Raw genomic sequence first — 22,238 nt, 5'->3', positions numbered from 1 at the left:
TCACACACAACGGTCGTCCCGGCGAAAGCCGGGATGACCCGTGGATGAGCAGTGACACCAACCTCATGATCGCTTGCACGGACACATGAACCTCCTCCTCACGGTCATACTCGACGGCCTCATTCAGGCTTCATGGCTCTTCGTTGTGGCGCTGGGCCTGACCCTCGTTTTCGGCGTTCTCAAGATTCTCAACATCGCCCACGGCGGTTTCTACGCGCTCGGCGCCTATCTCGCCGCCACCGCGGTCACGCTGGCTGCGGCGCATGCCGTGCCGCCTGCGGTCGGCTTCGCGCTGATGCTGGTTTCGGGTGCCGCCATCGCCGCCGCCATCGGCCTGATGATGGAGCGCGGGCTGATCAAGCTGTTCTACGGCCGCGACGAGGTCGTGCTGCTGCTGGTGACCTACGCGGTGTTTCTCATACTCGAGGACGTCACCAAGCTGATCTGGGGCGTCAATCCGATCTACGCCAACCAGCCCTATGAGCTGTTCGGCAATGCCGAATTCGCCGGGCTGTTCTATGTCGGCTACGACCTGATGCTGATTCCGCTGTCGGCGGCGATCGGCTTTGCGGTCTGGTTCGGCCTCAACCGCACCACCACCGGCAAGATCGTCACCGCCGTGATCCACAACGCCGAAATGAGCGCGAGCATGGGCGTGAAGATCAATCGCGTCTATGCGCTGGCCTTTGCCTTCGGCGTGATGCTCGCGGCTCTCGCAGGCGGACTTACCGCGCCCAAGATTTCCGTGCAGCCGGGGCTCAGCTCCGAAATCATTATTCTCAGTTTTGCCATCGTGGTGATCGGCGGTCTCGGCAGCGTCGAAGGCGCCGCCGTCGGCGCCATCCTCGTCGGCGTGGCGCGCGCGGCCTCCGTCCACCTGCTGCCGCAGGCCGAACTCTTCATGATCTATCTCATCATGGCCGCGGTCCTGATGTTCCGGCCCGAAGGCCTGTTCCGGCGCGAAACCGCGAGGCGCATCTGATGAAACGCGCCACGCATCCCCTCGTTCTTCTCGGCCTCGTCGCCCTCGCCGTATTGTTCGGCCGCATCATTCCGGCATGGACCCTGTCGCTCGCGACCGTTGCGGCCTCCAAGGCGCTGGTCGCGCTCGGCATCGTGGTGCTGGCGCGCACCGGCAACGTCTCGTTCGGACAAGGCCTGTTCTATGCCGGCGGCGGCTACGGCGTCGCATTGATCGCGCAATACTGGGGGCTGACCGACGCCATCGCGCAGGTTCTGATCGGCGCGGCATTTGGCGGCCTGCTCGGCCTCATCATCGGCCCATTGATCGCCCGTTACAGCGGCATCTTCTTCGGCATGCTGACGCTGGCGCTGTCGATGGTGCTCTACGGCGCGCTGGTCAAGACCACCGTGCTCGGCGGCTCCGACGGTTTCAATGTCGGACGGCCCACCCTGTTCGGCATGGTCTTCAATGATCCGCGCGAGGCAGACTTCATGCTGTATGCGGTGTCGGTGGTCGCAACCGGCGTCGCCGGTATCTTCGCGACGATCCTGTTCCGCTCCGAGTTCGGCCTGACGAGCCTTGCCGTACGCGAGAACAACCTGCGCGTGGAATATCTCGGCACCTCGGCGAACCGCATCGTCACCGTCAACTTCGCGATCGCGGCGGTGTTTGCCGGCGCCAGCGGCGCGCTGGCGCTGATGGCACAGCGGCACATCGATCCGGAATTCGCCTACTGGACCACGTCCGGCGAATTCGTCTTCGTCGCGGTGCTCGCGGGCACGCAAAGTGTCGCCGCCGTGTTCATTTCGGCGCTGGCGCTCGAACTGGTGCGCTCGTTCTCCAACCTCTATCTGCCGAACACATGGCAGCTCGTGCTCGGCCTGTTCCTGCTGGCGGTGATCCTGTTCCTGCCGCGCGGCATTGGCTCGTTGTGGTCCGGGCGAAAGCGCAAGCGCGGCGAACCTTCGCCGGAACCGGCTGTGGCAGAGAAAGGATCGGCATCATGACAACGCCTGTCCTCTCCGTACGCGGACTGCAAAAGCGCTTCGGCGCGGTGGTCGCCGCCGATAACGTCAGCATCGACATTCCGCCGGGCCAGAAGCTCTGCCTGATCGGCGCCAATGGCGCGGGCAAAACCACCTTCGTCAACATGGTGACGGGCTACATGAAGCCCGATGCGGGCGGGATCGATCTCGACGGCTCGCCGATCGGACGGCGCTCGCCCCGCGACGTGGCGAAGCTGGGAATTTCCCGCTCGTTCCAGATTCCGCAATTGTTCATCGAACTCACCGCCGTCGAGAATCTCACCGTCGCAGTCTCCAGCGCGGCAGGCGGCCCATTGTCGCCGACGCAACCCGCGGAAGCCGGCGACCGTCACGACAAGGCGCTCGCGCTTCTCGACCGCTTCGGCCTCAAGGGTCATGCCGACCGTCCGGTGTCTGAACTGGCCGGCGGCGTGCGCAAGCTGGTGGACATCGCCATGGCGCTGGCGCGGCGGCCGAAACTGCTGCTGCTCGACGAACCGACCTCCGGCGTATCGGCGGAGGAAAAATTCGCCACCATGGACCGGGTGATCCACGCCGTCTCCGGCGACGCCGCCACTATCGTCTTCGTCGAGCACGACATGGACATCGTCAGCAAATATGCCGACCGCGTGGTCGCCTTCTACAACGGCCGGATTCTCGCCGACGGCGAACCCGCGCAGGTGCTGACCGACAACGAGGTCCGCCGCTATGTGACGGGAGGCGCGAAATGACCGCGACACGCCCCCTGCTCGAAATCGAGAATCTTGCGGTCGAAATCCAGTCGATGCCCGCGCTGCGCGGCTTCACCATGCATCTCGCCGAAGGCGGCATGATCAGTCTTGTCGGCCGCAACGGCGCCGGCAAGACCACATTGATGCGCTCGATCATGGGACATCTTGCGCCGAAACGCGGCACGATAAGGTTCATGGGCGAGGATCTGGCGGCGTTGCCGCGCCATGCCCGCGCCGGTCTCGGCATCGGCTACATGCCGGAGGACCGCGGGCTGGTGCCGCAGCTCACCGTGGAGGAAAACATTCTGCTGCCGCTGTGGGTGGCGAAGGACATCGACCTCAAGGCCCGGCTACAATTTGTTTACGATGTGATCGGCGAACTGACCGCGATGCGCGACCGCAAGGCGCTGCTGCTGTCCGGCGGACAGCAAAAGCTGGTTGCCCTCGGCCGCGCGCTCGGCATCGGAACGCGCTGCCTGCTGCTCGATGAGCCATTCGAGGGCATCGCACCTGCCCTGTCGGAACGGATTTCCGACGTTCTTGCCTCGTTGAAGGGCAAAGGCTTAACTGTATTAATGTCTCAATCGGATTTGAACCATTCGCATACCTTGTTTGATGCAGAATTCGTGATCGAACGTGGAGCGAATCTTTCAACCTGAAGAAACGGATCAGGACAGGGACATTATGGACTGGTCGCAATATCCTATCCCGGCAATGCGGCTGGAAGCCCGTTTCGGCGATCGCATCGTGCCGGTCTTCGACCGACGCCCGGCCAGCATCTGGGCCATGGTGGCGGAAGCCGCCGCACGAAATCCCGACGGCGAGGCGCTGGTGTTCGGCGACGAGCGCATGACGTGGCGCGAGGTCGCGCAAACCTCAGCGCAGATCGCAGCTGGTTTCAAGGAAATCGGTCTCAAGCCCGGTGACCGCGTCGCGCTGCTGCTCGGCAACCGCATCGAATTCGTGCTCGCGATGTACGGCGCGGCGCATCTCGGTCTGGTCAGCGTGATGCTCGGCACCCGGCAGCAGAAGCCCGAGATCGCCTACGTACTCACCGACTGCGGCGCAAAGGCGCTGATCTACGAAGACGACCTGAGCGAGCGCCTGCCCGACTCCGTCGAACTGCCGCAGTTGCTTCATCGCATTTCGATCCGCGGCGGCACGGAATCGCTGGCGTTTGCGGATCTGGTGGCGACCGAAACATCGCAGACTCCGACGACGGTGCGCGAAGACGACATCGCAATGATTCTCTACACCTCGGGGACCACCGGAAAGCCGAAGGGCGCGATGCTGGCGCACTGCAATCTGGTGCATTCGGCGATGATCTACGAAGCGTGCCTCGATATGCGCAGCATCGACCGCTCGATCGCCGCCGTTCCGCTGACTCATGTTACCGGCATCGCCGCCAACATCATGACCATGGCGCGGTGCGCCGGCACGCTCATCATCGTCGCGGAATTCAAGGCTGCGGAGTATCTCAAGATCGCCTCGCGCGAGCGCATCACCCATACGGTGATGGTTCCGGCGATGTACAATCTCTGCCTGCTGCAGATCGATTTCGATTCCTACGACCTCGCGTCCTGGCGCGTCGGCGGCTATGGCGGCGCGCCGATGCCGGTCGCGACCATCGAACGGCTTGCCGAGAAACTTCCCGGCCTGAACCTTGTCAACGCCTACGGATCGACCGAGACCTCATCGCCGTCGACCATCATGCCGCCCGAATTCACCAACAGCCACAGCGACAGCGTCGGTCTTCCGTGTCCCGGCGCGCATATCGTGGTGATGGATGCGACCGGCCGCGAAGTGCCGCGCGGCGAAATCGGAGAAATCTGGATTCACAGCGCCTCGGTGGTCAAGGGTTACTGGAACAATCCGCGCGCGACGGCGGAGAGCTTCACCGCGGGATACTGGCATTCCGGCGACCTGGGGTCGATCGACGCGCACAACTTCGTCCGCATCTACGACCGGCAGAAGGACATGATCAACCGCGGCGGTCTCAAGATCTATTCCGCCGAAGTCGAGTCGGTACTGGCGGCGCATCCCGCCGTGATCGAGAGCGCCGTGATCGCGCGGCCATGTCCCGTGCTCGGCGAACGCGTGCATGCCGTGGTGGTGGTCCGCACCGATATCGACCCGCCGGCGCTGCGCTCGTGGTGCGCCGAGAGTCTGGCGGACTACAAGGTCCCGGAGACCATTACCATCAGCACCGCGCCGCTGCCGCGCAACGCCAACGGCAAAATCCTGAAGAAGGATCTGCGTGACGAGATGGCCGATGCCTAGAGCCGAGCGGGCAGCCTGACGCCGACGAAGCCTCGCGATGCCTTGGCACTTCAGGCGGTCCTGCCTCAGCTAAACGACGACTTTGCGAAAAGCGCCTGGCCATCATTTTGCCTTTTGGATGCGACTCTGCCGCCATTTCGCCATTTGTAAAAGCGGGCAAAATCAGGGGCGCGCACGCCCCCGTTTGGGCTTGGTCTGGTCCTTGGTCTGACCCGCATCGGCAGGCTCTTCGCAACCGGTCTTGATCCGGGCCTTCATGTCGATCAGGGTTTGAAGCGTTGCTTCAATCGCCGTTTTGGAAACACCGGTCAAAACATCGGTAGCAATCTCGTCACGCAGGCTGTCGAGACCGTCGACCAGTTTCCGCCCTTTGGCAGTCAGGTACAGTTTGTTGGCCCGCCGGTCGGCCGGATCGGGTTTGCGCTCGAGAAGTTTGTGCTCAACCAGCCGGTCAAGCAGGCGCACAAGCGAAATCGGCTGCAGTTCAAGCACATCTGCGAGATCGACCTGCGACAGTCCTTCCTGTTGCCGCAATCGAAACAGCACAATCCACTGCGCGCGCGTGGTCCCGCGGCCCTTTGCACGCTGGTCGATGTGATTGCGCAAAAGACGAGATGTCTCAACAAGTTGCGCAACCAACTGGCGTTTCAAATCGAGCGACATTGGCAGGGTCCGGCCTGAACCTTTCGAAGAATTAATGGTGCGCCTGCGTACTAAGCGCATGCATATTAGTTATAGAGTTATATTTGATCGCCACTTCAAAATGCAATTGAGATCGGCATGGCAAAGCGTCGCATACCCACCTGGGCCTATTATCTCGCAACGCTCATTTTGATCGGAGGCGCTTATCTCGCGTGGCCGAGGCAGCAGTCTCAGAACACCACAGCCAGCAAGGCCCCGCCCGCCGTTCCGGTGACCGTGGCAAATGTCACGAAAGCGGATTTCCCTGTTTATCTGACCGGGCTCGGAACGGTTCAGGGTTTCAACACCGTTACCGTGCGCACCCGGGTGGATGGCCAGATCAACCAGATCGCCTTCAAGGAAGGCCAATTGGTCAAAGAAGGCGACCTGATCGCGCAGATCGATCCGCGCCCGTTCCAGGCAGCGCTCGATCAGGCCAAGGCTAAGAAAACGCAGGATGAAGCCAATCTCACCAACGCGCAACGCGATCTTCAACGCTCGACGAAGCTGGGCGATTTCGCCACCAAGCAGACCGTCGACACGCAGACCGCCAATGTGCAGCAGATCACAGCCCAAATCGCGTCGGATGACGCCGCCATCTTCAACGCACAAACCCAGCTTGATTACGCCAGCATCCGTGCGCCGATCTCAGGCGTCACCGGCATCCGCCAGGTCGATGTCGGCAACATCGTCAACGCAGCAACACAAACCGGCATCGTGACCATCGCGCAGGTCGAGCCGATCTCCGTGATCTTCACCGCGCCGGAGGAGCAGCTTCCCGCCATTGCATCAGCTCTTCGCGCCGGTGAAACAAAGGTCACGGCACTGACAGCCGACGGACGCAAGGTGTTGTCCGAAGGCATCCTGTCGCTGATGAACAATCAGGTCGATACCACCAGCGGAACCATTCGTCTCAAGGCAACGTTCGATAACAAGGATCACGCGCTGTGGCCCGGGCTGTCGGTATCGACGCGCCTGCTGGTCAACACGCTAAAGAACGCGACCGTCCTGCCGGACGATGCGGTCCAGCACGGCACCGATGGCCTGTATGTTTTCGTCGTCGCGGACGGCAATAAGGCTGACGTGCGCAAGATCAAGGTCGGCCCTTCGACAGATGGCAAGACGCTCGTGGAAAGCGGCGTCAACGTCGGCGAGCAGGTGGTGACACGCGGACAATATCGTGTCCAGCCGGGATCGGCGCTCGCGGTGAATGTCGCGAATTCCGGCCAGTCCACGGTAAAGGCGGACTGAGATGAGCAACACCCCGGCAGACACCACAAGCCACGGCATTTCCGGCCCGTTCATTCGCTACCCGATCGCGACATCGTTGCTGATGGCGGGCATTCTTTTCGTCGGCCTGGTTGCATATCCCTTGCTGCCGGTCGCACCATTGCCGCAGGTCGACTTTCCGACCATCCAGGTCTCCGCAAGCCTTCCCGGCGCCAGCCCGGAAACCATGGCGTCGTCGGTCGCGCAGCCGCTGGAGCGGCAATTCGCCCAGATACCCGGCGTGGCGCAGATGACGTCGACCAGTTCGCTTGGGTCCACTTCGGTGACCATCCAGTTCGATCTCAATAGAAACATCGACGGCGCGGCGAATGACGTGCAGGGCGCGATCAATGCCGCCGGTGGTCAACTGCCGAAAACGCTCCCTAGTCCGCCGACCTACCGCAAGGTCAACCCGGCGGACTCGCCCATTCTGCTGCTGTCGGTGACGTCGGATACGCTCCCGCTGATCGATGTCGACGATTATGCCGACACCCAGATGGCGCAGCAGATCAGCCAGATCTCCGGCGTCGCACAGGTCACCATCGGCGGCCAGCAGAAGCCAGCCATCCGCATCCAGATCGATCCTGCCAAACTGGTTGCCAAGGGACTTCAGCTTGAGGACGTTCGCAGCCAGATCGCCATCACGACGGTGGATAGCCCGAAGGGCAATATCGACGGAGCGACGCGCAGCTACACCATCTACGCCAATGACCAATTGCCGAAATCAAAAGACTGGAACGACGTCATCGTCGCCTACCGCAACGGCGGACCGTTGCGGATTCGCGACATCGGTCAGGCGGTGTCCGGTCCGGAAGACGCCAAGCAAGCCGCGTGGGCCAACGGCAAACGCGGTGTATTCCTTGTGGTCTTCAAGCAGCCCGGCGCCAATGTCATCGACACGGTGGACAAGATCAAGGCGCAACTGCCCCGGCTGCTCGCGTCGATTCCGCCGACGATCAAGGTCTCGGTGCTCAGCGACCGCACGCAGACCATCCGAGCCGCGGTCGGAGATGTGCAGTTCACCCTGCTGCTCACCATCGCCCTCGTGGTCATGGTGATTTTCGTCTTCCTGCGCAGCCTGTGGGCGACCATCATTCCGAGCGTCACCGTGCCGCTGGCGCTGCTCGGCGCCTGCGCTCTGATGTGGGGATTCGGTTATACTCTCGACAATCTCTCCCTGATGGCGCTGACCATCTCCGTTGGCTTCGTGGTCGACGACGCCATTGTCATGCTGGAAAACATCAGCCGCTATATCGAGCAGGGCGAAGACCCCTACTCGGCTGCCCTGAAGGGCGCCGGCGAGATCGGATTTACGATTGTCTCGATCAGTATTTCGCTGGTCGCCGTGCTGATTCCGCTGCTGCTGATGGGCGGCATCATCGGACGCCTGTTCCGGGAATTCGCGGTGACGCTGGCGATGACCATCTTCGTCTCGCTGATCGTATCCCTGACCCTCACGCCGATGATGGCGTCGCGTTTTCTGAAAGCGCATACCGGCGAGGTCCACCACGGCAAGCTCTATCAGCTCAGCGAGCGCTTCTTCGATGCGATGTTGCGGGGGTATGAGTGGGGCCTCGATCTCGTGCTGCGCTGGCGTTTCACGACATTGATGGTGTTCTTCGCGACCGTCGCGCTGTCCGGCTATCTGTTCGTCGTCATCCCTAAGGGCTTCTTCCCGCAACAGGATACCGGCCTGATCACTGGCATCAGCGAGGGCGGACAAGACATCTCCTTCAAGGAGATGAGCCGTCTTCAGACCCAGATCGGCGAAATCATCCAGAAAGACCCGGCGGTCGCCAGCATCGCGATGGCCATTGGCGGCGGTGGCAACGCGCTGAACAACGGCCGCATGTTCATCACCCTGAAGCCGCGCGACGAACGCGATGTGAGCGCACAGCAGATCATCGCCAGGCTCCGGCCCCAGTTCGACAAGCTGGAGGGCGCGCGCGTCTTCCTTCAAGCGGCGCAAGATGTTCGCCTCGGCGGCCGCGCCACCCGCACCCAGTTCGAGTACACATTGCAGGACGCCAATCTCGACGAACTGAATACCTGGGCACCGAAGATTCTGGAAAAATTGAAGACGCTGCCCGAATTGCGAGACGTCGCCACCGATCAGCAAACGCTGGGCACCACCCTGACGCTAACCATCGACCGAGATACGGCCTCGCGCTTCGGGATTCAGCCGCAATTGATCGACGACACGCTGTCAGACGCATTCGGACAGCGGCAGGTCGCGCAGTATTTCACGCAGGTCAACAGCTATCACGTGATCCTGGAGATCCTGCCGGAACTGCAAGGCACCACAGAAACGCTAAACAAGATCTACATCAAGTCGCCAACCACGGGTGATCAAGTGCCGCTGTCGGCCTTTGTGCGCTGGACCACCGTGCCGGTGCGACCGCTGTCGATCAGTCACCAGGGCCAGTTCCCGGCCACGACGATCAGCTTCAATCTCGCACAGGGCGCTGCCCTCGGTCAGGCTACCGATGCCATTCAGAATGCGGTGGCGGAGCTTGGCGTGCCGCCTACCGTCAACGGCAGTTTCCAGGGCACCGCGCAGGCTTTCCAGCAATCACTCGGCACCGTCCCGCTGCTGATCGTTGCCGCGCTGATCGTCGTCTATCTGATCCTGGGTATCCTGTACGAAAGTTACATCCATCCACTTACGATCATTTCCACCCTGCCCTCCGCCGGCGTCGGCGCGCTGGCGATGCTCATGCTGTTCGGCTTCGACTTCAGCCTGATCGGCCTGATCGGAATTGTGCTGCTGATCGGCATCGTGAAGAAGAACGGCATCATGCTTGTCGACTTCGCCATCGCCGCAGAGCGCGAGGAAAATCTCTCGCCGGAAGACGCCATCCGCAAGGCGGCCTTGATCCGCTTCCGCCCCATCATGATGACCACGATGGCCGCCCTGCTCGGCGGCGTCCCGTTGATGCTGGGGACCGGCACCGGCTCCGAGATCCGGCAGCCGCTCGGATACGCCATGGTCGGCGGCCTTGTTGTCAGTCAAGCGCTCACCCTGTTCACGACGCCGGTCGTCTATCTCTACCTCGACAAACTGTCCAACATGTTCTCGGCTGTCGGCCATTCGAAGAAGACTGCGCCCCCTCCGCGTATCGCCGACGAAGTGTCGGAAGCGGCGGAGTGATCCGCTTTGGCGTCAGTGGCTGATCATCCAGGGTCTTGCCGTCGGAAAGCCTTTCGCTCCACTGCGGGTTTTCGTGACCAGTCGCGCAGACTTCTTGCTCGTCGAGCAGCAACCGCACCCCGCACCGTGCTTGGTTGATTTGTACTGATCGAGCGTCATCGGCGCGTGCCGGCTGCGCTCATTGGTGGCATGCGCCCGGCGCGATTCAGCCGGCATGCAGGCGAAATGCGGCGCGGTGAGAATCACGCGCGGGGCCTGCGTGGCACAAGCGGGGCATTCCTGCGGATCATCGCACTCCGACATCGGCCGCATGTCGGTGAAAGGTCCGCAATCGTTGCAAAGATATTCGTAAATCGGCACAGCCTGTCTCCCTGAACCTGGCTTTCCTTGACTGCCGTCAAGAGCGGACACGGAAGCGGTATGCTTCCGTGTCCCGCCTGATTATTTATCCTGCGAAATCGGCATTTGAATCGACCCGTCGATGAACTTGGTCGGGCCAGCCGCCGAAGGATTGATGTCGAAGTCGAAAATCTGGGTCGGCAACCAGAGCGTTGCGCACGAGTTCGGGATATCGACAACGCCCGAGAAGTGGCCCTGCACCGGCGCGACGCCCAGAATCGAGTGCGCCTGAGCACCCGAGTAGCCGAACTTCTTCATATACTCGATCGCGTTAAGGCACGCCTGCCGATAAGCGACGTTGGCATCAAGGTAATACTGCTTGCCATGCTCGTCGACCGAGATGCCCTCGAAGATAAGATAGTCGTTGTAGTTCGGCGTGATCGGCGACGGCTTGAAGATCGGATTCTTGATCCCGTACTTGGCCATGCCGCCCTTGATGAGATCGACCTTAATGTGCATCCATGCGCCATACATTTCGATGGCGCCGCAGAAAGTGATTTCACCGTCACCTTGGCTGAAATGCAGATCGCCCATCGAAAGGCCCGCACCATCGACATAGACGGGGAAATAGATCTTCGAGCCGCGCGACAGGTCCTTGATGTCGCAGTTGCCACCGTGTTCACGCGGCGGAACGGTGCGCGCACCTTCGGATGCGACCTTGTTCCACTTGTCGTCGCCCTTCTTGAGCTTTCCGAGATGCGCCGTCGGGGCAAAGGTCGGATTGGCGAGCGGCGGAACGCGGGTCGGATTGGTATCGATCAGCCCCTGCTCGCGGCTGTTCCACTTCTCCAACAGGTCTTTGCTTGGCAGCGTCCCGATCAGACCGGGATGGATCAGGCCGGCAAAGCCGACGCCAGGCACGTGACGCGAGCGCGTGAACAGGCCCTCATAGTGCCAGATCGACTTCTGCGCGAGCGGGAAGTGATCGGTCAGGAAGCCGCCGCCGTTCTTCTTAGAGAAGAAGCCGTTGAAGCCCCATTCATGGCCCTTCAGCGAGCCGGCGTCGAGAATATCGACCACCAGCAAGTCGCCGGGGGCCGCACCCTTCACACCGATCGGGCCTGACAGATAGTGCACTGTCGTCAGATCGACATCGCGGATGTCGTCAGCGGAATCGTTGTTGGCGATCGCGCCACCGGTCCAGTCCACGGTCTCGACGATAAAATCGGCGCCGGGCTCCACCCAGGTCGCGATCGGAATATCCGGATGCCAGCGATTGTGCAGGAATTCATTTTCAGTCGCTGGCTTGGACAAGTCGACTGAGATAAGTGTCTCTGGCATTTAGATGCTCCCCTTGGTTACAAACGGTGTTGTTAGACTGAGAGATATTTTGCGACCTGCGCGGCATCGATGCCGTCTCGCGCCTCATCGCGAACGATTTCGCCGTTCTCGATAACAAGAACACGGTCGGCAACATCGAGCGCGAAACTGAGAACCTGCTCGGACACGATGATGGACAAGCCCTTGGTGTCGCGGATGCGCTTCAGGGTGCGCGCCATCTCTTTGATGATCGACGGCTGAATGCCTTCGGTCGGCTCATCCAGCAGCAGAACCTTGGGCTTGGTCGCCAGCGCACGCGCGATCGCAAGCTGTTGCTGCTGGCCGCCGGACAGATTGCCGCCGCGGCGGTTCTTCATCTCCAGCAGAACCGGAAACAGTTCGTAGAGATCGCCCGGCACTTCCTTGCCGCCCGATGTCACAAGCCCGGTTTCGATATTTTCCTTCACCGTCATAGCGGAGAAGATCATGCGGCCTTGCGGCACGTAAGCGAGACCTTTGGCGACACGCTCATAGCTCTTGAGCTTGCTGAGCTCGCTGCCCTCCATCGTGACCGAGCCGCTCTTGGTCGGAACGATCCCCATCAGCGACTTCATCAGCGTGGTCTTGCCCATGCCGTTGCGGCCCATGATCGCGACGATCTCGTTGGGCGCGACAGAGACGTTAAGGCCGTGCAGAACTTCGCTCTGTCCGTATGCGACGTGAAGATCCGAAATCGCCAGCATTGCGTATTCCTTAAAGCTAAAGCGTGATGTCAGTGACCGAGATAGACTTCGATGACTTTCGGATCATTCTTGACCTGCTCCATCGAACCTTCCGACAGAATCTGGCCCTGATGCAGCACGGTCACCTTGTGCGCAATATCTTCGACGAACTTCATGTCGTGCTCGATCACCAGCACCGAGCGGTCCTTGATGATGCGGTTGAGCAGTTCGGCGGTCTTGATCCGCTCGCTGACGCTCATGCCGGCCACCGGCTCGTCGAGCATCAGCAAATCCGGGTCCTGGATCAGCAGCATACCGATTTCAAGCCACTGCTTCTGGCCGTGGCTGAGCAATTCGGCGCTCATGTTGAGACGATCCTTCAGGAAGATCATCTCCGCGACTTCCTCAACGCGGTCACGAACCACCTTGTCACGCTGGAATGTCAGCGCACCGAACACCGTACGTCCGCGCGGAAACGAAATCTCCAGATTTTCGAACACCGTGAGATCGTCGTAGATCGACGGTGTTTGAAATTTGCGGCCGACACCGGCCTGGACGATTTCGTTCTCCTTCATCCTGGTCAGTTCCTTGCTGCGGAACTGAATCGATCCGGATGTGGCCTTGGTTTTTCCGCAGATCAGATCGAGCACTGTGGTCTTGCCAGCGCCGTTCGGACCAATGATGACGCGGATCTCATTTTCATCGACGTAGAACGACAGATCGTTCACGGCCTTGAAGCCATCGAATGAAACGGTCAGCGCCTCGACCGCGAGCAGGAATTCCTTGGGTTGATGACCGATCAGCATGGTGCTCTCCCTATTCCGCCGGTGCGCCGTCGGCGACGGATCCGCCGGTCCAGCCATTCTTTCCGCCCGTCTTCGGCTTACGCCACGCGATCAGCCGATCGATCCGGGGCTGAATGTGATCCTGCCAAATCCCGGCGAGACCGTTCGGGAAGGCCAGGACGACGGCGATAAACAGCGCACCGAGACCGAACAGCCACAACTCCGGAAACGACTCGGACAGGCTGGTCTTGGCAAAGTTCACCAGCAGCGTGCCGTAGATCGCACCGAGGATCGAGAGACGCCCGCCCACCGCGGTGTAGATCACCATTTCGACCGACGGCACGATGCCGACGAAGGACGGCGACATGAAACCGACCTGCAGGGCGAACATCGCACCGCCGATGGCTGCAAAGATAGCGGCGATACAGAAAGCGAAGATCTTGAAGTTCGCAACGCTGTAACCTGAGAAGCGAACGCGGTCTTCCTTCTCACGCATGGCAACCAGGATGCGGCCGAGCTTGGAGTGGCGAATGTACTGAGCGACGAAGATGCAGCCAAACAGGCACGCAACCTCGAAGAAATACAGCACCACCTTGGCGTGATCCGGCCGGATGTCCCAGCCCTTCAGGGTCCGCAGGTCGGTCATGCCATTGATGCCGCCGGTATAGCCCTGCTGGCCGACGATCAGGATGGTCAGGATCGCCGCAATCGCCTGGGTGATGATGGCGAAGTAGGTGCCGCCGACGCGGCGTTTGAACATGGCCGCGCCGATTATGAGGGCGAAGATGGCAGGCACAAGGATGATGGCGGCAACCGTAAAAGTCAGGCTGTGAAACGGCTGCCAGAAGAACGGCAGCGACGTGATCTGATTCCAGTCCATGAAGTCCGGAATGCCCGGCGTTGACTGGATCTTGGTGTTCTCGACGCTCGATGCTTCCAGCTTGAGGAACATCGCCATGCAGTAGCCGCCGAGGCCGAAGAACACGCCCTGTCCGAGACTGAGAATTCCGCCATAACCCCAGCAGATGACAAGCCCGACCGCGACAAAGGCGTATGTGAGATACTTCGCGACGAGGTTGAGGCGGAAGACATCGAGGGTCAGCGGGAGGATCACCACCAGGAGAGCGGCGAGCACCAGGATGCCGATCAGTTCCGATCGATTGACAAAGCGCGGGTTGTTGTCGGTCATTGGTTCGGCCCCCTTGTGTTATTTGCGAACCTTGAGGGCGAACAGACCCTGCGGGCGCAGCATCAGAATTCCGACCACGGCGAGCAGCGTGAGAACCTTGGCCATCGAGCCGGACATGAAGAATTCCATGGTCGACTGCGCCTGGGAGATCGAGAAGGCGGATGCGATCGTGCCAAGCAGGCTGGCTGCGCCTCCGAACACCACGACAAGGAACGTATCGACGATGTAAAGCTGGCCGGATGTCGGTCCGGTCGAACCGATCATGGTGAAGGCGCTGCCAGCGACACCCGCGATGCCGCAGCCCAGTCCGAAGGTATAACGGTCGACCTTCTCGGTGTTGATGCCGACGGCGCCCGCCATGATGCGGTTCTGCATCACCGCACGGACCTGCCTGCCCCACCGGGACTTGTACATGACGTAGGCGACTGCGATCGTGATCAGCACGGTCAGGCACATCACGAAGATGCCGTTGATCGGAACTTCGATCGTGTCGGTAATATGCATCGATCCCAGCATCCACTGCGGCAGTTCGACGCCAACCTCACGCGCGCCGAAGATCGAGCGATAGGCCTGCTGAAGGATCAGGCTCAGACCCCATGTCGCGAGCAGTGTGTCCAGCGGGCGCTTGTAAAGGTGCCGTATCAGCGCCCATTCGACCAGCATTCCGAGCGCGCCGGCGGCTATGAAGGCGAGCACCATCGCGAGAAAGAAATAGCCTGCGAACAAGGACGGAAGATAGGACTGGAAGAAATTCGACGTCAGCCAGGTGACGTAGGCGCCAAGGATCATGAATTCGCCATGCGCCATGTTGATGACGCCCATCTGGCCGAAGATGATCGCGAGTCCGAGAGCCATCAGAACGTAGACGGAGAAAAGAATAAGGCCTGCGAAGCCTTGCATCACAAAGATCGAGCTGAGATCGCCAATCGAATAGTCGCCGAACATGTCCGTTTTCTCCGCCGGGGAAGTCTCGCGCCGCGGATCACTCCGCGGCGCGAGGGCTGCGGACGTGGGCCTTACGGTCCACGTCAGGGAGCTGTGTTGTTGAAGAGAGAAAGACGGTTGCCGTCTTACTGATAGCCCTTGGGGAACGGATCCGGCTGGATCAGGTCGGCGGTCTCGAACACCACCTCGAACTGGCCATCGAGCTTGGCCTTTCCGACGCGCGTCTTCGACCACAGATGATGGTTCTCGTGGATGCGCACGTAACCTTCGGGCGCTCCCTTGAACTCGATGCCCGGCGACGCCGCGGCAATCTTGTCGACGTCGAAGCTCTGCGCCTTCTCGACAGTCGCCTTCCACAGCCAAGGGCCGAGATAAGCGGCCTGCGTCACGTCGCCGATCACCGTCTTTTCGCCCCACATCTTCTTGAATGCAGCAACGAACTTCTCGTTGTTCTCGTTCTTCAGCGACTGGAAGTACTTCATGCAGGCATAAGCGCCGGCGATGTTCTCGCCACCGATACCGTCGATCTCGTCTTCGGTGACGGAGATCGTCAGCAGCGTCTGCTTCGACAGGTCGATGCCGGCCGCCTTGAGCTGCTTGTAGAAGGCCACGTTGGAGCCGCCGACGACGTCTGTGAAGATCACATCGGGCTTGGTCAGCTTGATCTTGTTGATGACCGAGTTGAACTGGGTGTGACCGAGCGGGAAGTATTCCTCGCCAACGACCTTCAGCTTCAGGAAGTTCTCGATGTGCTTGCGCGCGATCTTGTTCGACGTGCGCGGCCAGATGTAGTCGGAGCCGATGAAGTAGAACGATTTCGCGTTCTTCTCCTTCGTGATCCAGTCGATGCCAGCGAGGATCTGCTGGGTCGCTTCCTGGCCGGTGTAGATCACGTTCTTGGACTGCTCGAGGCCTTCATAGAAGGTCGGATAGTAGAGCATGCCATTATACTGCTCGACGACCGGCAGCACCGCCTTGCGGGAGGCCGAGGTCCAGCAGCCCATGATCGAGGCGACCTTGTCGTTGACCAGGAGCTTCTTCGCCTTTTCCGCGAAAGTCGGCCAGTCCGAAGCGCCGTCTTCCTGAATGATCTTGATCTTGCGACCGAGCACGCCGCCCATTGCATTGATCTGCTCAATGGCGAGCTTTTCGGCCTGGATCGATCCCGTTTCAGAGATCGCCATCGTACCCGTTGCCGAGTGCAGGATGCCGACCGTGACTTCTGTATCGGTCACCGCCAGGCCCGTGGTATTAACCGCGGACGTTGCCGGTCCGGCGCCGAATGATGGACGCGAAAGCAGCGACACGGCGGGCAGCGCCGCCATTCCCATCAGCATTTTCCGCCGGAATGGCGAATGTAAACCCCGATCTTTGTCCTCTGACATGACTACCCCTGACTGTTTTGTGGACTCGTTGTTTGGTCAGGCGAGGATTGCTGAAATTGTGCAGTGCACCGATACGCAAGATCGCGTATACTGCATCGCAAAATCGCGACGTAGGTTTCCCTGCGGTTCCGGGAAAGGGTATTGGCGGGGCCCCAGGAGTAAAAAGTGGTCGGGCGGCAGCGAATAGACCGGGTCAGGCGCCAATATAATCAATGGGTTGCCAACCAGACCCTTGAGGACTACGCGCTGCGCTTCACTGCGAAAAGCGCACGCCGCTGGTCGGCTTCCCGGGTGGCGAACACGGCGCTGGGCGCGATTTCATTTCTGGCGCTGGAAGCGATCGGCGGCACCATTACGCTGAACTATGGCGTCACCAACGCCACCGCAGCGATTCTGGTGGTAAGTGTCATCATTTTCTGCTGCGGTTTGCCGATTGCCTACTATGCCGCCAGATATGGCGTCGACATCGACCTGCTGACGCGCGGCGCCGGCTTCGGCTACATCGGTTCCACGATCACGTCGCTGATCTACGCCTCCTTCACATTCATTTTCTTCGCTATCGAAGCCGTTATTCTGGCGATGGCGCTGGAACTGTGTTTCGGCGTGCCCCGCCCCATCGGGTATCTCATCAGCGCGATCGTCATCATCCCGCTTGTCACCCACGGCATTACGCTGATCAGCCGGTTCCAGCTCTGGACGCAGCCGTTCTGGATCCTGCTCCATATCCTTCCCTTCGTCGCCATCGCCATCAAAAGTCCGGGCTCGTTTGCGGAGTGGCGGGCTTTCACCGGAGACCACGGAAGTCCGGACGGGCATCTCGACCTGCTGCTGTTCGGGACCGCCGCGTCGGTGGTGTTCGCGCTGGTGGCCCAGATCGGCGAGCAGGTCGACTTTCTGCGATTCCTGCCGCGCGACCGCCGCACCTCGAAGCGCGCGTGGTGGATTGCGATGGTCAGCGCTGGACCCGGCTGGATCATTCCCGGCGCGATCAAGATGCTGGCTGGATCGTTTCTCGCGTTCTTCGCCATCAAGCACGGCGTCGTCCCGGAATACGCCGCCGAACCTTCGCACATGTATCTCGAAGCGTTCCGCTATGTACTCTCGCAACCCGATCTGGCGCTGGCGCTGACCGGCACCTTCGTCATCCTTTCTCAGCTCAAGATCAATGTCACCAACGCCTATGCGGGATCAATCGCGTGGTCGAACTTCTTCTCGCGGCTGACGCATAGCCATCCCGGCCGCGTGGTGTGGCTGGTGTTCAATGTTCTGGTCGCGCTGCTGCTGATGGAAATCGGCGTCTACAAGGCGCTCGAACAGACGCTCGCGCTTTACTCCAATGTCGCCATCGCCTGGGTCGGCGCGCTGGTGGCCGATCTCATCATCAACAAGCCGCTCGGCCTGCGTCCGCCGCACATGGAGTTCAAGCGAGCGCATCTCTACGACATCAATCCGGTGGGGGTCGGCGCGATGACGGTGGCGACGATCGTGTCGATCAGCGCTTTCTACGGCTTCTTCGGAATCACGGCGAAGGCGCTCGCGCCGTTCGTGGCGTTGACCGTGGCCTTCGTGACGGCGCCGGCAATCGCCTGGGCGACCGGCGGAAAATACTATATTGCGCGCAAGCCCAAGCGAAGCTGGCAGAATCTCGAAACCATCAAGTGCTGCATCTGTGAACATGCTTTCGAGCCGGAAGACATGGCCTCCTGCCCGGCCTATGCGGGCCCGATCTGTTCGCTCTGCTGTTCGCTGGATGCTCGCTGCCACGACCTCTGCAAGCCGCACGCGCGGGTGCAGGCGCAATTCTCCGACATTCTCGGCAAGACCCTTCCCGAGTTCATCTATACCCGCATCAATTCGCAACTCGGGCACTATCTCGGTGTTTTTGCCCTGTCGGCCGGCCTCGTCGGCCTGACGCTCGGCCTGATCTATCTCCAGACCTCCACTGCGATCAGATTCGATCAGGTGCAATTGTCCGACGTGTTGTGGAAAGTGTTTTTCGCGTTGACGATCATCATCGGCGTGGTGGCGTGGCTGTTCGTGCTTGCGAGGCAAAGCCGTCAGGCGGCCGAAGCGGAGACGCGGCGTCAGACGACGCTGCTGATGCAGGAAATCGACGCGCACCGTCAGACCGATATGGAGTTGCAGCGCGCCAAGGAAGTCGCCGAATCCGCCAACCTCGCCAAGAGCCGGTACGTGGTGGGATTAAGTCACGAACTGCGCTCCCCGCTCAATGCCATCAGCGGCTACGCGCAATTGCTCGAACAGGACGCGACCATTCTGCCGAAGCCGCGCGATCAGATCCGCGTCGTTCGCCGCAGCGCCGACCATCTCTCTGGTCTGATCGACGGCCTGCTTGATATTTCCAAGATCGAGGCCGGACGGCTGCATCTGTCGCGGGACGAAGTGCGCCTCCACGCCTTCCTCGATCAGCTCGTCGGCATGTTCCGGCTGCAGGCAGCGGCGAAGAATATCGAGTTCGTATTCCAGCGGCCGGAAACCCTGCCCCCCGTCGTTTATGCGGACGAGAAACGGCTGCGGCAGATTCTCATCAACCTTCTGTCGAACGCGATCAAGTTCACGCAAACTGGCAGTGTTCATTTCATCGTACATTACCGCAGTCCCGTCGCTGAATTCGAAGTACGCGATACCGGCCCCGGCATTCATGCCGACGATCTGGAACGTATCTTCGCGCCCTTCGAGCGCGGCGCGCTGGGCATTTCGCAGCCGCAGACCGGCACCGGTTTGGGACTCACCATCAGCAAGCTGCTTGCCGGCGTGATGGGCGGAGACATTCGCGTCACCAGCACCGTCGGCCAGGGCAGCACGTTCTATGTGAAAATGCTGCTGTCCGAGGTGACCAATCCGACCCGCCTCAGGTCGATCAATGCGCCGATTTACGGCTATCATGGCCCGCGCAAGACGATTCTGATTACCGACGACGATCCGACCCAGCGCGACCTGCTGCGCGAAATCCTGGCTCCGCTCGGCTTCATCATCCTGAGTGCGCCTGACGGCGCGGCCTGTCTCAGCCTTGCGCAGCATTGTCAGCCGGACATGTTCCTGCTGGACATCTCGATGCCCGGCATCGATGGCTGGACTGTCGCGGAAACGCTGCGCGCCAATGGCCATCATCATGCGCGTATTCTGATGATTTCGGCCAGCGCACTCGAAGCCCACGGCGCACCGCTCGCGCAGACCTTTCATGACGGCTATCTGATGAAGCCGATCGATGTCCCGCGCCTGCTGGAACTGGTCGGCCAGTTGCTCAAGATCGAATGGTCATATGAGCGCGACGCCATTCAACACGCGGAGATCCCTGTCCCAACATGGAATTTGAACACGGACCCGCGTCCGCCTGTTCACTATGTCGACGAGTTGATCGATCTCGGACAAATCGGCTATGTCACCGCCATACACGTGAAACTCGACCAGATCGACAAGGATCATCCGGAGCATGCAGCGTTCGTCTCTCAGATGCGATCATTGGTGGAGCGATTCGATCTTGGGCAGTACATGGCAACCCTGAAATCAGTACAGCGCCATGATCACTGAAGCCAAATCACGCGACACCGTTCTCATCGTCGACGATTCGCCGGAAACCCTGCGCATGCTGACCGACGCGCTGGACGGCGCAGGCATGACCGTGATGGTCGCACTCGACGGCGCATCGGCGTTGCGGATCGGCGAACAGATCGTTCCGGACATCATCCTGCTCGATGCGGTGATGCCGGGGATGGACGGTTTCGAGACCTGCCGCCGGCTAAAGCGTGAGGCGAAGCTCGCGGGCGTTCCGGTCATCTTCATGACGGGCCTGGCGGAAACCGAGCATATCGTGCGGGGACTGGAAGCCGGCGGCGTCGACTATGTCGCGAAGCCGATTGTCATCGCGGAGATGCTGGCCCGCATCAAGGTTCACTTGGCGAATGCCCGCCTCACGCAAAGCGCACGCGCGGCGCTCGATGTATCGGGACGATACCTCTTCGCGGTCGATCATCGCGGGCGCATTATCTGGGCCACGCCGCAGGCGGAAAAACTGGCGCGAGATCGCGCCAAGAATACCAGCGAAAAGTTCGAACTGCCGGAACCGTGGCTCGACTGGCTCGAGCAGATGCATCAGGGCGATACCGAAGCGAAAGCGCCGCCGGCGACATCATTCCGAGACGAAAAGCTGCGCCTGCAATACATGGGCAGGCTCGGCGCGAATGAATTCCTGCTCCGGCTGGCGCGGGACACCAGTTCGGATTCGCCTGCGGAGTTCAGCAAGGAGCTCGGCCTCACCAGCCGCGAAGGCGAAGTGCTGTCCTGGCTCAGCAAGGGCAAGACGAACCGCGACATCGCGCAGATCCTCGGCCTCAGCCCGCGCACGGTCGACAAGCATCTCGAGCAGATTTACGCGAAACTCGGGGTCGAAAACCGCACCGCCGCGGCAGCCGTAGCGACCAACGCGAGCCGCCAGCGGTTGTAGACGCGAAGGAGACTATCAGCGCTCGGCGAACGCCTTCTCGACGACGAAGTCAGCCGGCTCGCCGTGATTGCCTTCGACGAAGCCGCGATCGAGCAGCAGCTTCTTGGTGTCAGCAAGCAGCGCCGGGCTGCCGCACATCATGACGCGATCCTTGCTGGCGTCGAGGTCCGGCAGCGCGATGTCGGAGAACAGCTTGCCCGATGTAATGAGATCGGTGATACGGCCGCGATTGCGGAACGGGTCGCGCGTCACGGTCGGATAGTAGATCAACTGCGCGCGCACCATGTCGCCGATCATCTCGTCCTGCGGGAGCTTCTCGGTGATCAACTCGCCATACGCCAGTTCCTTGACGTGGCGGCAGCCGTGCAGCAGCACGACCTTCTCGAAACGCTCGTAGGTTTCGGGGTCTTTGATGACGCTGAGAAACGGCGCGAGACCGGTGCCCGTCCCGATCAGATAGAGATTGCGTCCATCGGTCAGGTTGTCGATCACCAATGTGCCAGTCGCCTTGCGGCTGACGATGATCTGGTCGCCTTCCTTGAGATGCTGGAGGCGCGAGGTCAGCGGACCGTCCGGCACCTTGATGGAGAAGAACTCGAGGTTCTCTTCGTAGTTCGCGCTGGCGACACTGTAGGCGCGCAGCAGCGGCTTCTCGTTCACCTTGAGACCGATCATGGTGAACTCGCCATTGCGAAACCGGAATGAAGAGTCACGTGTGGTCGTGAAGCTGAAGAGATTGTCGGTCCAGTGATGGACGCTCAGCACGGTTTCCTGATTGAAATTGCTCATTGGCCTGATCCACGCTCGCAATCCATGGCGGCGCGGTCCGCCGGCAATCCGGCATTCATGCCTCGCGCGCTCTAGCTAGCCGATGAACTCTGCTGATTTGCCCGTGAAAGCGGGCGAAGACTGGCACCATTCACGACGGGCGCTAAATAGCCGAATACGTCTTTTCAGTCAATTAGATACCGCAACTGCGTCATGCTC

Annotated in this window: 18 protein-coding genes; 9 read left to right on the top strand and 9 right to left on the bottom strand. The window is 60.7% G+C overall.

Going from position 1 to position 22,238, the window contains the following annotated elements; all coding sequences use genetic code 11:
* The first annotated feature begins 85 nt into the window (after positions 1–85).
* From LVY71_RS08505 to LVY71_RS08485, 5 genes are read left to right on the top strand one after another with little or no spacing between them, the layout of a single operon-like run.
* Positions 86–982 carry a branched-chain amino acid ABC transporter permease gene (locus tag LVY71_RS08505; RefSeq protein WP_235099359.1) on the top strand — a complete coding sequence of 299 codons (897 nt, stop codon included), beginning with the start codon at positions 86–88 and terminating at the stop codon, positions 980–982.
* On the top strand, positions 982–1,971 hold the full coding sequence (locus LVY71_RS08500; protein WP_235099358.1) for a branched-chain amino acid ABC transporter permease: 990 nt from the start codon (positions 982–984) through the stop codon (positions 1,969–1,971). The genes LVY71_RS08505 and LVY71_RS08500 overlap by 1 nt, the downstream gene beginning before the upstream one ends.
* A complete protein-coding gene (locus LVY71_RS08495) occupies positions 1,968–2,720 on the top strand; it encodes an ABC transporter ATP-binding protein (RefSeq protein WP_235099357.1) in 753 nt (250 codons plus the stop codon). The genes LVY71_RS08500 and LVY71_RS08495 overlap by 4 nt, the downstream gene beginning before the upstream one ends.
* Positions 2,717–3,379, top strand: coding sequence for an ABC transporter ATP-binding protein (locus LVY71_RS08490; protein WP_235099356.1), 663 nt, complete (start codon positions 2,717–2,719; stop codon positions 3,377–3,379). Before LVY71_RS08495 ends, LVY71_RS08490 begins: the two co-directional genes overlap by 4 nt.
* Before the next feature lie 25 nt (positions 3,380–3,404).
* On the top strand, positions 3,405–5,000 hold the full coding sequence (locus LVY71_RS08485) for a class I adenylate-forming enzyme family protein (RefSeq protein ID WP_235099355.1): 1,596 nt from the start codon (positions 3,405–3,407) through the stop codon (positions 4,998–5,000).
* A 162-nt stretch (positions 5,001–5,162) separates the two neighbouring features.
* On the opposite strand, the gene LVY71_RS08480 is transcribed toward LVY71_RS08485, so the two are convergent.
* Positions 5,163–5,663 (bottom strand): MarR family winged helix-turn-helix transcriptional regulator, encoded by a 501-nt coding sequence (locus LVY71_RS08480; protein WP_235099354.1) that lies wholly within the window; start codon positions 5,661–5,663, stop codon positions 5,163–5,165.
* A gap of 117 nt (positions 5,664–5,780) precedes the next feature.
* On the opposite strand from LVY71_RS08480, the gene LVY71_RS08475 reads away from it, so the two are divergent.
* Together LVY71_RS08475 and LVY71_RS08470 are read left to right on the top strand one after the other, a co-directional pair.
* Positions 5,781–6,932, top strand: coding sequence for an efflux RND transporter periplasmic adaptor subunit (locus LVY71_RS08475; RefSeq protein ID WP_235099353.1), 1,152 nt, complete (start codon positions 5,781–5,783; stop codon positions 6,930–6,932).
* A gap of 1 nt (position 6,933) precedes the next feature.
* Positions 6,934–10,101, top strand: a complete 3,168-nt coding sequence (locus LVY71_RS08470) for a multidrug efflux RND transporter permease subunit (protein WP_235099352.1) — start codon at positions 6,934–6,936, stop codon at positions 10,099–10,101.
* Between the two features lie 12 nt (positions 10,102–10,113).
* On the opposite strand, the gene LVY71_RS08465 is transcribed toward LVY71_RS08470, so the two are convergent.
* From LVY71_RS08465 to urtA, 7 genes are all read right to left on the bottom strand, one after another.
* Entirely contained in the window at positions 10,114–10,461 is a 348-nt protein-coding gene (locus tag LVY71_RS08465) for an FmdB family zinc ribbon protein (RefSeq protein ID WP_235099351.1), read from the bottom strand.
* Positions 10,462–10,542: 81 nt separating this feature from the next.
* Complete coding sequence (gene fmdA, locus LVY71_RS08460; RefSeq protein WP_235099350.1) at positions 10,543–11,781, bottom strand: formamidase; 1,239 nt, start codon at positions 11,779–11,781, stop codon at positions 10,543–10,545.
* Positions 11,782–11,813: 32 nt separating this feature from the next.
* Complete coding sequence (urtE, locus tag LVY71_RS08455) at positions 11,814–12,503, bottom strand: urea ABC transporter ATP-binding subunit UrtE (protein ID WP_235099349.1); 690 nt, start codon at positions 12,501–12,503, stop codon at positions 11,814–11,816.
* 29 nt (positions 12,504–12,532) lie between these two features.
* Positions 12,533–13,288, bottom strand: a complete 756-nt coding sequence (gene urtD / locus LVY71_RS08450; RefSeq protein WP_235099348.1) for an urea ABC transporter ATP-binding protein UrtD — start codon at positions 13,286–13,288, stop codon at positions 12,533–12,535.
* Positions 13,289–13,298: 10 nt separating this feature from the next.
* On the bottom strand, positions 13,299–14,456 hold the full coding sequence (gene urtC / locus LVY71_RS08445) for an urea ABC transporter permease subunit UrtC (protein ID WP_235099347.1): 1,158 nt from the start codon (positions 14,454–14,456) through the stop codon (positions 13,299–13,301).
* 18 nt (positions 14,457–14,474) lie between these two features.
* Positions 14,475–15,401 carry an urea ABC transporter permease subunit UrtB gene (gene urtB / locus LVY71_RS08440; protein ID WP_235099346.1) on the bottom strand — a complete coding sequence of 309 codons (927 nt, stop codon included), beginning with the start codon at positions 15,399–15,401 and terminating at the stop codon, positions 14,475–14,477.
* Between the two features lie 125 nt (positions 15,402–15,526).
* Positions 15,527–16,786 carry an urea ABC transporter substrate-binding protein gene (urtA, locus tag LVY71_RS08435; RefSeq protein ID WP_235099345.1) on the bottom strand — a complete coding sequence of 420 codons (1,260 nt, stop codon included), beginning with the start codon at positions 16,784–16,786 and terminating at the stop codon, positions 15,527–15,529.
* A gap of 165 nt (positions 16,787–16,951) precedes the next feature.
* On the opposite strand from urtA, the gene LVY71_RS08430 reads away from it, so the two are divergent.
* The gene (locus LVY71_RS08430) at positions 16,952–20,338 is read left to right on the top strand and encodes a hybrid sensor histidine kinase/response regulator (RefSeq protein WP_235099344.1); all 3,387 of its coding nucleotides are present in this window, start codon (positions 16,952–16,954) and stop codon (positions 20,336–20,338) included.
* A complete protein-coding gene (locus LVY71_RS08425) occupies positions 20,328–21,251 on the top strand; it encodes a response regulator transcription factor (protein ID WP_235099343.1) in 924 nt (307 codons plus the stop codon). Before LVY71_RS08430 ends, LVY71_RS08425 begins: the two co-directional genes overlap by 11 nt.
* A 15-nt stretch (positions 21,252–21,266) precedes the next feature.
* On the opposite strand, the gene LVY71_RS08420 is transcribed toward LVY71_RS08425, so the two are convergent.
* Positions 21,267–22,040, bottom strand: a complete 774-nt coding sequence (locus tag LVY71_RS08420) for a ferredoxin--NADP reductase (protein ID WP_235099342.1) — start codon at positions 22,038–22,040, stop codon at positions 21,267–21,269.
* Between the last annotated feature and the right edge of the window lie 198 nt (positions 22,041–22,238).

Source organism: Bradyrhizobium sp. G127 (assembly GCF_021502575.1).
In the GTDB taxonomy this organism is placed as follows: domain Bacteria; phylum Pseudomonadota; class Alphaproteobacteria; order Rhizobiales; family Xanthobacteraceae; genus Afipia.
Note: the sequence above shows the minus strand (reverse complement) of the source record. Positions and strands in the feature narration are given on the sequence as shown.